This window comes from Candidatus Cryosericum terrychapinii, from assembly GCF_003570925.1.
In the GTDB taxonomy this organism is placed as follows: domain Bacteria; phylum Caldisericota; class Caldisericia; order Cryosericales; family Cryosericaceae; genus Cryosericum; species Cryosericum terrychapinii.
Map to the genome: position 1 here is coordinate 58,751 of NZ_QXIS01000033.1, position 12,122 is coordinate 70,872.

At 48.9% G+C, this 12,122-nt stretch carries 13 protein-coding genes; 11 read left to right on the forward strand and 2 right to left on the reverse strand.

The genetic code is table 11. From position 1 onward, the window contains the following. The first annotated feature begins 10 nt into the window (after positions 1-10). From SMC7_RS05945 to SMC7_RS05955, 4 genes are all read left to right on the forward strand, one after another. Positions 11-433, forward strand: a complete 423-nt coding sequence (locus SMC7_RS05945; RefSeq protein ID WP_119089438.1) for a DUF1801 domain-containing protein — start codon at positions 11-13, stop codon at positions 431-433. A 167-nt stretch (positions 434-600) separates the two neighbouring features. Beyond that, on the forward strand, positions 601-756 hold the full coding sequence (locus SMC7_RS07390; RefSeq protein WP_165845189.1) for a hypothetical protein: 156 nt from the start codon (positions 601-603) through the stop codon (positions 754-756). A gap of 421 nt (positions 757-1,177) precedes the next feature. Then, positions 1,178-1,942 carry an ABC transporter ATP-binding protein gene (locus SMC7_RS05950; protein ID WP_119089439.1) on the forward strand — a complete coding sequence of 255 codons (765 nt, stop codon included), beginning with the start codon at positions 1,178-1,180 and terminating at the stop codon, positions 1,940-1,942. Then, positions 1,932-3,896, forward strand: coding sequence for an FtsX-like permease family protein (locus SMC7_RS05955; RefSeq protein ID WP_119089440.1), 1,965 nt, complete (start codon positions 1,932-1,934; stop codon positions 3,894-3,896). The genes SMC7_RS05950 and SMC7_RS05955 overlap by 11 nt, the downstream gene beginning before the upstream one ends. 301 nt (positions 3,897-4,197) lie before the next feature. On the opposite strand, the gene SMC7_RS07280 is transcribed toward SMC7_RS05955, so the two are convergent. Beyond that, positions 4,198-4,476: a hypothetical protein gene (locus SMC7_RS07280; protein ID WP_126850745.1), complete on the reverse strand. Its 279-nt coding sequence runs from the start codon at positions 4,474-4,476 to the stop codon at positions 4,198-4,200. Between the two features lie 99 nt (positions 4,477-4,575). Here SMC7_RS07280 and SMC7_RS05965 point away from each other — a divergent pair, with 99 nt between their 5' ends. The 4 genes from SMC7_RS05965 to rsgA all read left to right on the forward strand — a co-directional run bounded on the left by SMC7_RS05965 (position 4,576) and on the right by rsgA (position 7,716). After that, positions 4,576-4,983 (forward strand): hypothetical protein, encoded by a 408-nt coding sequence (locus SMC7_RS05965; RefSeq protein ID WP_119089442.1) that lies wholly within the window; start codon positions 4,576-4,578, stop codon positions 4,981-4,983. Next, positions 4,980-5,585 carry a hypothetical protein gene (locus SMC7_RS05970; protein WP_119089443.1) on the forward strand — a complete coding sequence of 202 codons (606 nt, stop codon included), beginning with the start codon at positions 4,980-4,982 and terminating at the stop codon, positions 5,583-5,585. The genes SMC7_RS05965 and SMC7_RS05970 overlap by 4 nt, the downstream gene beginning before the upstream one ends. A 428-nt stretch (positions 5,586-6,013) precedes the next feature. Further along, positions 6,014-6,301, forward strand: a complete 288-nt coding sequence (locus SMC7_RS05975; RefSeq protein ID WP_119089444.1) for an integrase catalytic domain-containing protein — start codon at positions 6,014-6,016, stop codon at positions 6,299-6,301. Between the two features lie 290 nt (positions 6,302-6,591). Continuing rightward, positions 6,592-7,716 carry a ribosome small subunit-dependent GTPase A gene (rsgA, locus tag SMC7_RS05980; protein ID WP_119089445.1) on the forward strand — a complete coding sequence of 375 codons (1,125 nt, stop codon included), beginning with the start codon at positions 6,592-6,594 and terminating at the stop codon, positions 7,714-7,716. A 235-nt stretch (positions 7,717-7,951) separates the two neighbouring features. Here the strand turns inward: rsgA and SMC7_RS05990 are convergent, their stop codons facing one another. Next, a complete protein-coding gene (locus SMC7_RS05990; RefSeq protein WP_165845190.1) occupies positions 7,952-8,539 on the reverse strand; it encodes a GNAT family N-acetyltransferase in 588 nt (195 codons plus the stop codon). Positions 8,540-9,832: 1,293 nt separating this feature from the next. On the opposite strand from SMC7_RS05990, the gene SMC7_RS05995 reads away from it, so the two are divergent. From SMC7_RS05995 to SMC7_RS06005, 3 genes are read left to right on the forward strand one after another with little or no spacing between them, the layout of a single operon-like run. Then, positions 9,833-10,801 carry an FAD:protein FMN transferase gene (locus SMC7_RS05995; RefSeq protein WP_119089448.1) on the forward strand — a complete coding sequence of 323 codons (969 nt, stop codon included), beginning with the start codon at positions 9,833-9,835 and terminating at the stop codon, positions 10,799-10,801. 15 nt (positions 10,802-10,816) lie between these two features. After that, positions 10,817-11,350, forward strand: coding sequence for a flavodoxin family protein (locus SMC7_RS06000; protein WP_119089449.1), 534 nt, complete (start codon positions 10,817-10,819; stop codon positions 11,348-11,350). 47 nt (positions 11,351-11,397) lie between these two features. After that, positions 11,398-11,802, forward strand: a complete 405-nt coding sequence (locus tag SMC7_RS06005) for an FMN-binding protein (protein WP_207798735.1) — start codon at positions 11,398-11,400, stop codon at positions 11,800-11,802. The last annotated feature ends 320 nt before the right edge of the window (positions 11,803-12,122 follow it).

The following is a 12,122-nucleotide window of genomic DNA, read 5'->3' on the forward strand; positions in this document are numbered from 1 at the left end:
CAATAAAGCAATGAACGCCAGTGGACTTATTGACGATCTTGTTGCCAATCTCACTGATTGGCGCGGCGCTACGCTTGCCAGTATCAGGAGGATTATCCATGAAGCTGATCCCGATATAGTAGAGGAGTGGAAATGGATGGGAACTCCAGCATGGTCCCACGATGGGACAGTCTGTATTGCCAATGCCTTCAAGGACAAAGTAAAGCTAACCTTCTCTCAGGGAGCGAGCCTTGCTGATCCTGACAAGCTGTTCAATAACGGACTCACAGGCAAGCAATGGAGAACCATTGACATTTACAAGGACGACAAGATCAATGAGAGATCGCTAAAGGTCCTTATCCATGATGCCGTAGGCTACAATCATTCCGCGGTGCAATCTACAAACCGGCCTCACGCGACACGAGGCGACCCGAAGAAGAAACCAGAGAAGTAGATACTCTAACATCGCGACACCTACGCATGGCTGGACGAACATCCCGATGTTGTATCCAACGTGGAGTTACTAACATAGTTGTGCACTGGCGATTTTCGGAAGACGTGTGTGAGGGGACTCGATCTGAAGTGAGTCCAAAAGCGAGAAAAAGGGGTGGTGGTAGTCGTGTGGTGGAGATAGGGGCGAACAGGCAGTCCTGCGATCCATCTGTGTCGCTGATGTTGAAGCTGGTCTTGGACGTAGTGAAGGGCGTTGCTGCCTGCTTCCACGGGAAGGACTATACGCGTGGTGAGCACTGGATTCCCGGCAAGAGCGAGGATTAGGTGCCGGGGGCCGGAGAGTTGACTCCATTCCGTGGAACGATGATAATGAACACGAAGCTGAGAGTTCTGAGTGCTTGGAGCGAACCAAGCACTCTGTCTGGGCGCACGGGAGTGGCTCGCTCGTTTCGTTCGCTGGTATCGCCTCGTACATCGTCACAGCGCACAACGATTCGTCACCCCTCGCCAGTTCCATACCGGACAGGCAACCGACATCCTGGGGAAGCGACACGCCCTCTACGAAGCTGCGAAGGCCATGAATCCCCTACGATGGACACGACATACCCGGAACTGGACACCACATACCGAAGTCTGGTTGAATCCTGTAAGAGAAACCTTGACTAGAAGCGACAACTATCTTGACACCTACCGCAAGTTACCCTATAACATTATTAAGAAATTCAAAACAGTTGGAGGTAGTCTTATGAGTCTGCTAGTCGCGAAGAACATTACAAAAATATACGGTGGACAAAAAAACGCTAGTTCGATGCAGGCTCTAAACGGTATTGACTTAACCATTGAGGAAGGAGAATTTGTTGGAATAATGGGACCTTCGGGAAGTGGTAAAACGACCCTCCTCAATATATTAAGTGGTATTTTAAAGCCCAATACAGGGGTTGTAGAAATAAACGGAAAATCCATCCTGGAATTGAGTTCCAATGAAATTGCACTGTTTAGAAGACAAAGTATGGGAGTTGTCTTTCAAGATTTCAATCTATTGGACAGCCTGACAATAAGGGAGAACATTGTACTCCCTATGATCTTAGGCAAAAAGGGCCTTGTTGAGATACGGGCGAAAACAGAAGAGGTAATGTCTCTTTTTGATATTGAGTCTATTGCAGAAAAATATCCCTATAACGTTTCGGGAGGGCAACAACAACGAGCTGCAGTCAGCAGAGCACTTGTCAATGATCCTGACATAATCTTCGCAGATGAACCTACGGGTAATCTTGACTCGAAATCTTCAAAGGCAGTTATGGAGTGTTTCGAAAAGCTGACTAATGTACAAAAGAAGACTCTCATGATTGTCACGCATGATCCATTTGCTGCAAGCTACTGTAAACGTATCGTATTTATCAAGGACGGCAGTATCAATATGGAAATAGTCAGCAATGGAGATCGAAGAGCGTTCTTCAATCGTATTCTTGATACGCTTGCTGTTATAGGAGGTGACCGGAGTGAGTCTTAGCAGGATAATTCTCAAGAATATTCGGGCTAACATTCGCAACTATGTTTCCTATTTCTTGTCAAGCAGCTTTTCGATCATGCTATTCTTTATCTATTCTACCCTTCTTTTTAGTGATACTATTGCAACATCACAGGATTACAAGGGACTTTCAAAAATCTTCCTTATGACTCTCGTTGCAATTGTGGCTTTTTCAATTTTCTTCATTAGTTATGCTCACACAACCTTTATGAAATCGCGAAGCAAAGAGTTTGGAGTATTTTCCATTTTAGGAATGACCCGAAATGACCTCATAAGGACAATTCTCATAGAGAATAGCTTGATATTTGCTGCCTCAACGTTGACAGGAATACTCTCAGGAATAGTCTTCTCAAGGCTATTTCAAACGGTTGTGTTCAAAATCCTTGGGATACAGCAGTTTGACTTCAATCTTACAGAAAGGCCCTTCGTTGTGACGATCGCTTCCTTTGCTGCCATTTTCCTATTTGTCATCGTTCAAAGCGCATTCCATATTGCAGGCCTCGACATATCCAGACTGATAACGGAGTCAAAGAGAAACGAAATAGAGACTGGCACCACGCCCTTATCCGGAGTGTTTGGGATCCTTTGTCTGGGGATATCCTTCATACTGCTCCATATGATAACTGAACAAAGCAAAGGACTAGCAGTAAACGGCTATCTGTATGCTTCGTACATTATCCTTCTCTTCACTGGTGTGTACTTAGTGATTTCGGGTTTTTCCGGTATCCTGTTGTCATTTTGGAAGAATAGCAAACTATATTATAGTAACCTGCTTTTCACAAGCGAAATCAATCATCATTACAGACAAGACAAGAGGATAATCTTCGTCTTAAGCATCTTAACTTCAATCGTAATCGTGATGTGTACCACGGCATTTGCATTCTACCATTTGTCCGACGAGTCAGTAAGTGCAAGTCAAAAAAACGATATCGAATATGTACAATTGGGGAACATCAATAAACTGGATGAGGATAAGCTCAATGAAACATTAAGAGACTCAAGTGACACTCTGCTCAACAAAGGGGCTTACGAGTTTATCCAACTTACTCATGGAAATATGAAAGCCGGTATGAGTATTCCTGTCGTATCTGTGGACATTTATGAGGCTGCAATGAATGGAAGAATCGAAATCGAAAAAGGCCATGCATTGATGATTTTGCCTCCATTACAACTTTTTAGTTCCAATGGATTGCAACAAAAACAAGTAGAACTTACAGATGGTTCTCATTCCTTTTCGTATACCATTATGGATTCTGCTCGTTTAGAATGGATTGCCGGAACAGTGGTTTTGCCTTATGAAGAGGCAATTGTCCTGAACAATGATGACTATGCCCTTATGAAGAGTAAAGTCAGCGAAGCCCTTGTTGGAGTCTATCATGTGTTCAATTTCACTGATTGGAAGAATACACAGGGGATAACCAAGGGAATTCGAGATGAACTAGCTAAGGCGAATATCGATAAACAGCTAAGTCCTAAAGAACAAGAATTGTCATTAGGGCTAACTGTCTCTTCAAAGAAGGAAATCTCTGATGTTTTTAGGAAGGGCTATGCGTTATTCATTTTCAGTACTGTATTCATTGGCGTGTTATTTTTCATTGCCTCAGGTGGCATACTCTACTTTAAACAATTCGCAGAACTTGATGCAGCCAAAGTGAAATTCAGAAAGGTCTATAGACTTGGTATAGCAGATAGAGAAATATCTCGTGTCATTTCACAAGAATTTGCATTAAGCTTTTATACACCGATTCTCATAGGCGGAATCATAAGTATTGCCTTGCTTTACCTCTTGATTGATGTTGCAAATGCTCAACATATCCAAGGTGTATTCATATCAACGGGCGTTTCTGTTCTAGCTGGGTACGCTCTGGTTCAATCTCTTTTCTATCTCTTAGCAAGAAGGAACTATATTCGTGGAGTTCTACGAGATATTTCATGAACTTCTACGAATCTGTTTCCATCAGCCCCTCTATTCTACGGAGACAGTTCTCGCGTCTGGTAATTAGGATCTATCTTATTGAAACAAGGCATAGAGAGTGTTATATCTCTATGCCTTTGTGTTTTTAGTCAGCAATTTAGCTTCAAAATGGCATCTATTCCGTCAACTCACCCCTAAAGTCTTTCAACCGACACCTATTTCATCAACTCACCCTACATAAGAAAGTTCAATCGACATCAATTATGTCATCTCACCGCAGTCTGAGATTGTTCTCCTGACCCGACTGTACCAGGCGCTGCACCTAGAGGTGAGCTGGTTCCTTCCCAGCCAGAAGCTCCTCCACAAGGTCAGGACCGGGAGCCACGTCACCAAGGTGTACGACACGGCACAGACACCGTGCGTCAGGATGCTGGCACGGATGGACGTGTCCGAAGAGACAAAGAGACGCCTCTTGGCCACGCGTGCGAAGCTGGACTTGACGAGCCTGCACCATGAGATTCTCCTCTGTCAGGAGCACCTGGACGAAATCGCCAAAAGGAGATAATCCCTGGTCGTCAAGAAACGCGGCAACTACGCGCATATTCTAGATGAGTCTACGGCCTGATTGTTCACGTACATCCTACATGAGTTGACACGGATGGACAAATGTGATAGAAGAATAAAACAGTTGGAGGAATCAATGTCTGCAAATAGCCGTATATTAAATCCTAGATGGGCAAGAACGGGGGTGCTTGGATCTGTTATCGCTATTCCAATTCTTGCTGTGCTTGAGTCCCCGCCTCCGATTGGCTTCGAGACCAGGCCACAAGGTGACGTCTCGCACTTCCGGGTGGCCCTTCTTCCTGGTATTCTGGTCACCGAGACAGCAACTATCCTGCTGGTTTTCAAACGCCCGCAACTTGGGGCAACATTGGCTATCGTCGCAGCTGTTCTCAATATTCTCCAGGTTTTCGGCGGCCAATTGCACCTGATGCAACCCCGAGTTGCGCCCTTTGGCTATTTGATGCTTGAGTACTCGGTTGGATTGTTCGCCATGGCTCTTGCCTATATTGCCTGCACTGTTCATCAGGAAAGGACAAATCAATGAATCTGAAAAAGCTCCCTATGAGCTCAGTGTCTGGAGCCTTGGTCCTCGTTCTCTATGTGGGGTTGGCAAAGATATCCTACTTGCTTTATCCGTCGTTTTTTGGGCCACGTGGGAATTGGCTTAGCGATTTGGGGAGCAATCAGTTGAATCCCCATGGTGCAATTTACTACCGCCTGGCAGGAATTCTGGGCGGTCTCGTTCTCATGTTCTTCTTCATAGGACTAAAGGACTGGTACAAAGGTCAGAAAGATAAGTCGAGAATATTCATGACTATTGCCCAATTGTTTGGAGTGTTAACTTCTCTCGCTTTTGCCATGACCGGGTTCTTCTCTGAGGACAACCTTGTTCCTCACTCATTTTGGTCAGTAACCAATTACATCTGCTTTGGTACTGCCGCATTTTTCGTGGGTTTTGCATTGCTGTATCACAAGGACGTGCCCAGGCTTTTCAGCGTTTTCTGTTTCATATTGGCAATTGTGGACATTGTTTCTGGCGTCTATGGCAAAACTTACTGGCTGGAATGGCTAGTGGTGTTTATGTTGTTAGTATTTGTTGCATCAGTGTCTTACATAACAAATAGACATCTGAAACAAGGGCGATGAGTACTAAACAGCATCGATAGAGTTCTAGGTATTGTATTGAGTTCTTGATACATTATTCATGTAAGACACCAACTCTTTTTTCGTTGGGCTGTCCTATTTGTGTTGTCTCATTTTGGCGCAATATCGTTAGAATCTCTAGTAGCGGGCAAGGTAGGAGGTGGTGGGTTCAAGACCGCCGTAGCTCTCCAATATTCGCATGATGGAACTAGTCATCGTATAATAGGCGACAAGCCGTCATGAACGAGGTGCGAGCGTAATATCTCTATGGGTCGAAGCACGAGAAGTCGAGGATCCTGGACGGGTTCGTGGTCCTGACGCATCTTAACCATTCGTACCGACGCAGCACCCCGAAGGCGAGGGGAGGTGCAGGGCAAGGGTCCCGTGCATCGCCCCCCCGGCATCCGTGTACACGGCTAAGGTTCGTCGCTGTGGACCTGGTGACACATGAAGGCTGTGCAGCCGGAGGAGAGTATGCCTGCGCCCTGGACATCACCGACGTCGCAACAGGATGGACCGAGACCAGGGCCGTGCGGAACAAGAGTCAGGAACATGTTGTCATTGCACTGAGCCGCATACGCAGCAACCTCCCGGCCCTGGTACTGCACTCGGATAAAGGGAGCGAGTTCATCAACGACCAGTTGGGACGGTCCTGCGATGCCCATTGCATCCGCTTCGCGCGTTCCCGTCCCTGGGGGGAATGGACCGACTCTCCTTGACAAGTTCCCGCACTCACGTACAATCATCGACGGAACAGACATTGGCCGATGGCCGGAAGGGAGGAACCTCAATGACTACCTATGAAGAAGTACTTGCTGCAGGGGGCGACTCCTGGATTGCTGCCGACTGAACTCCTGACCTGATCAGTGTCAACGGAGTCTGTCCTGCGTCCGGCAGGTCTGCCGGAGTCCAGTCGTCGTCAGTACAACTCCTCGAGCGCCCTCTCCGCTATCCGTGCGTGGTTTGCCACGCACCCCATGATCCATGTCCATCATTGGAGGTAGAAGAGATGCATTTGGCAGCGCTTGGGTGGGATGACTATTTCTCACGACAATTCGAGAGTCTTGAACGCGATGGGCTCGTACCGGCGCGCATCGTTGAACAGCACAAGAACGGGTACATCGCATATGGGGAGCACGGAGAGTGGCAGGCCGAAGTCACGGGACGATTCCTGCACGTCCTAGCAGGGAGCGTCGGCTTTCCTGCCGTCGGTGACTGGGTAGGTCTCCAGCCGCTTCCGAACGAAGACCGGGCGCTGATCCACGCTTTTCTGCGTCGCAGGACGCAATTTGTAAGGAAGGTCGCCGGCTCGGGCATCGAGGAGCAGGTCGTCGCCTCAAACGTCGACGTCGTATTCCTCGTGACAGGGCTGGATGGCAACTTCAACCTGAGGCGCATCGAGCGCTACCTGACCGAAGCGTGGTCAAGCGGTGCACAGCCGGTCGTCGTGCTCAACAAGGCCGACCTGTGCGACGACGTCGCGGCTTGTATCAGATCTGTCGAGGCGGTCGCCCCCGGTGCCGCCGTGCACGCAGTAAGCGCCGCACGGAACGAGGGCGTGGACGTTGTGCGAAGCTACCTTACTCCCGGACGTACGATTGCATTCCTTGGTTCCTCCGGCGTGGGGAAGTCGACCATCATCAACCGCCTGCTGGGCGAGGACCGCCAGAAGGTGCAGGCAGTCAGTAACGCTGTAGGGAAGGGGCGGCATACGACGACCAGCAGATCGCTCCTGCTTCACCCTGACGGTGGGATGATCATCGACACGCCTGGCATGCGTGAACTCCAGTTGTGGGCGAGCGAAGGCGATGTCGAGCAGAGCTTCACGGACATCGAACTGCTGGCGGGCAAGTGCAGGTTCGGCGACTGCACGCACTCCACCGAGCCCGGATGTGCCGTCACAGCAGCCGTGGAGGACGGTTCACTAGACGAAGACCGATATCGGAACTACATGAAACTGCAGAAAGAGGTCCGACGACTTCAGCGGTTCCAGGAATTGCGGGAGCACACACGGGGAGACGGAGACCTCAGCAGGGTGCACGGCACGAGGCGGACCGTGGAACGGATTCGCGAGCCCATCCGAGGACAGCGCGACTTCGACAGGGTGAGCATTGTGGACAGAGACGAATTATGACACACAAGGAAGAGACCGTCGGACAGACAACATTGGTCGGAGTGGCACGCCGCAACGGCGTGCCACCGGACGACCTCATGGAACCGTCTGGAGGCTGGCTCAACCACATCTACGGGCTCAAGCGCAGGGGCGCGAAGTATGTTCTGCACGTTTCTCCGGCTGCTGTCCGCCCCTCTGAGCTGGTCAAGCCGAAGCGGACTGGATCAGCCACCTGGTTGACGTCGGAATGCAGTGATTACCTATTGAGCGCTTCAAATTCACCTCTCAACATCGAATAGTACAGTGTTCCACTTAGGGTTCCATTCGGATTCTTCTTGTTTTCGCGGAAATGGCCTTCTCTTGTCATTCCACACCGTTCCGCCACGCGGCAGCTCCGGATATTTGTGTCATCGCATTCCAAACGGACACGGTGAGCTTCCAGGTTCTCAAAGATGAACCGCAGCGTCCCTTTGACAGCTTCGGTCACATATCCTCGGCCTTCGTGGTCCACATCCGCGAAGTAGCCGACTTCGAACTCCGGCAGATCCCATGTGATCGGACCGATATAGACTTGGGCGACGAACTCGTCGCTCCTTTTGTCGAAAACGCCCAGAAAGAAGCAATTCCGGGCCACCCAGGCGGCGGCTAGGTTTCGGACCACGATTTCCGCATCTTCTTTGCTCTGGATGTTCATCACGGCATTCTCTGATTCGTATTGCATGAGATGGGCATGATTCTTCTGGCTCATGGTGTAGAACCAGGGACCATCACCAGCCTGATAGCAGCGCAGACAGAGCCGCTCTGTCTCGAAGCGCGCGGGAAGATCAAGAAGTAGTCTATGCACGGAATGCCTCCTCAGCCCTGTTTGGCTGTACGTGCCTGTGGAGAGTGTGGATTGCATGCCATCTCATTCTCCTTTGGAGTCTTCTGTCCTCCGGCGGGGGAGACGGATTTCTTGCTGCAACGAAAGAGCGTCCTGTGATTCATGCGAACCACAGATAGAATGGGTGACAATGATTTCTAGTGGTTCTAGTAATTGCCCCATCGTCTGGCAAACGACAATCGGTGTTTCTCCATCTTCTGTGGCTAGGACTGTTGTTACCGAATATCTTCCAGTGTACCATGCATCCCATACTCCGCACCCCGAGACGATATCCATCTGCCGATCCATGCCTGTCTGGCTTGCGCAAACAAGGCCAGGGAGACAACATCACCCTCAAGTGTAGTATATCGGGCTTAAGAGAAAAGCGAGACGCATCGACCTGGGAGTTACTAACATAGTCATCCACTGGAGATTCTCGGAAGATGAGTGCAAGGTGCCTCGGCTGGAAGTCAGTCCCAGAACGAGAAAGAGAGGTGAAAGGGGTCGAGTGGTGGAGATCGGGGCCTTGAACCGATGTGGCGACATTGCGAAACGGCGCTCGGGTGCATCCAGACTGCTCGAAAGCACAGGACTCGAACACCATGAAGCAGGACTAGCCCCAGCGCCGTGACGCTTGAATCAGTCCGCGTACTTGAATACCTGGCAGCGAGGATTAGTTACCTTTCATCCAGAAGCTGATTATCTGAATGAGACCGAAGTGTCCGTGCTTGGCGCAGGGGGATGCAGAGCGAAATCCTCCATGCTGCGGCCTGGTGTAGCCCGGGATTGTCTGCTTGAAGACTGTCTCGTCCGGAAGTCTATCCAACGACGGCTTCGCTTCTGCGTGCAGGCCGATGCTTGCGGGTTCATGAGCCGGCCGAGAAGAGCGGCGCCAAGTGATGACGGAAGACTAGGGCAAAGCACGATATCACCCGATACTAGCGGGCAGTCCGTGAAATTCAAGAGATGTGCCAAGGACATAGTATCGATGCAATGGGCAGTCTGGCAAATAGAGATGCCAGTTGATCACACATTCTGCAAGTAATACTTCTGCAACATATATCAATGGATATAGAGATTTTCCATTGACGCTTGACAGCACATTTTCCTTTTGCTAATATATCAATGGATAAATAGATATTCATTCAGTTTGCTAGGCAGAGAACGACGGCATACTTACGTATGCCCAAGACGACAACAACACAAAACGCTAATTAATCAGGGCTGAGGCGGGTCGCGTTCGACTCCCCTCAACTTAAGAAGGAAGGGATACGGATGACCGAAAACATGACTGCCCAGTCCGCTAGCTTTGGAATGGGTACAGTGATAACCCACAGAGTCTTCGGAGGGCAGACAGAAGAAGCACTTCAGGCCGCAATAGGGGAAACTGTGAGGCTCGAAAGAATGCTGAGCCGATTTAGATCGGAAAGTGAAATAGGCAGGATCAACAGTTCTGCAGGTATTAGATACGAAAAAGTGAGCAGCGAAACGTTTGAGGTACTATCTGGGGCAGTTGAATTTTCAAAATGCTGTCAAGGCTCCTTTGATGTAACTATTGGGCCTCTAGTTACTTTATGGAACATATACGAAGGTGTATCAGAGCCTCCGCCCAGATCTAGGATAGAAAAGGCTATTCCTCTTGTAGACTATACCGATGTGGCTTTTGACTATCATACAAAATCGGTTGGCCTCAAAAAGGCAGGACAGTCAATTGATCTAGGAGGAATAGGAAAAGGATATGCCGCGGACAAAGTCATAGACGTCTTCAAGAAATACGGTATTTCATCGGCTTTTACAAATTTCGGAGGAAATGTGGCTACTGTCGGGGCTAGGCCTGACGGATCTCCGTGGCGGGTTGGCATCCAGCATCCGCGACAAGAGGACAAATTGATTGGAGTGGTCTCTGTGGTAAACAAGTCAGTTGTTACATCTGGTGACTATCAGCGATACTTCATTGATAGCCATGGAAGGAGGTATCACCATATCTTGGATCCAGCTACCGGATATCCATGCGAAACAGGGCTTGTCAGTGTTACCGTGGTTTCGGACAGCTCTATGGCTGCTGACGCGCTGTCAACCATATTGTTCACAGTGGGGATGAACAGGGGGATTGAACTCCTCAAATCCTTCCCCGGAACGGAAGCAATTCTTATTGATATGAACTTGCTGGTTCACGTTACACGAGCTCTCAGAGACTGCTTTCAGACGACTGAAGGCAGAAGAATAGATGTATTGGATAATTAGCCTGGAGGGTTTACCATGAAGACGGCAGTCATTTCGTACTCATTAACCGGTAACAACGAAGCTTTAGCCAACAGTATCGCTGAAGAACTTGCAGTGGAGCATATCAGAATTACAGAACCTAAACCTCGGACTATGGGTTCAATTGTCCTAGACACGATCTTTAACAGAACACCGCAGGTACAACCAATGTCCAGCAGACTAGAAAACTATGATTTGATCCTCTTTTGTGGACCGGTTTGGCTGGGACAGGTGGCGACACCGCTTCGTGCATACTTGAAGTATCTCAAGACAGATCTACGTAGATATGCCTTCATTTCAATAAGTGGTGGGGCCGATGGCGCGAATACGAAACTGGCAGGTGAGCTGAAGAAAAGAGTTGGGAGAGAACCTATTGCACTCATCGATCTGCATATCGCTGATCTATTGCCTCCTGACCCGAAACCTGTTCGTAAAGATACGTCAGCCTATCGAATAAGTGACGGAGACATTGAGAAACTGACTGGTACAATTGTGAAAACTGTGCGAGAAGCAATTTCGAATTGGCAGTGAGTAGATTGTAGAGTAATAGTGAGGTAGAGATGAAGAGGAGAAGCAAAATGCCAGGATGGATTGTAGCTCTGATAGTAATGGCTGTTTTGGGTATAGGTGGAGGAATCGGCTGGTCGTTTTTAGCCAAGGAGCATAACGAAGCAAGAAATCTCACTTTTGGTGCCATGGACTTCGGTAATCTGAATGACGGCATCTATGTTGGGGAATATGAGGGCGGGATGTACAAATGGAGAGCCAACAAAGTCCAGGTCACGGTATCATCAGGCAAGATTTCTGACATTAAACTATTAAGTTCTTCAGATCCGGGTAACAAAAATGCACAGCAGGATGTGCTCTACGACAGGGTAATCAAAGAACAGTCATTGCAGGTGGATGTCATCAGCGGCGCAACCCTTACATCTAAAGCCTATCTCCGGGCGGTTGAGAACGCACTCAAACAAGCGCAAAAATAGCGGGAATCCACCAATTCTCGGAGAAGTCTGTGCAGGTGAAAGTGACCCTGCGATGATTGACTACATATTCAGATGGTCGAATTGGGATTACTCAGGGATTTGGCAGCTTCGACTGCATTGGTTGCCGAACCGGCAGAATCGGATTTGCCTAAGTAGAACTTAAGAGATCCCCAAGAACTCAGTCTTGCTTTGGTAGCAATTGTCGCAACATCATCAAAAGACTGATGCTCGCTGGAGAAATCCGGCGGGCATCTTCTTCTACCTAATATGAGTGGTGGAGCAGAGGGCGCCCGAACGCCTGACTCCCGTCGCGAGCGCGG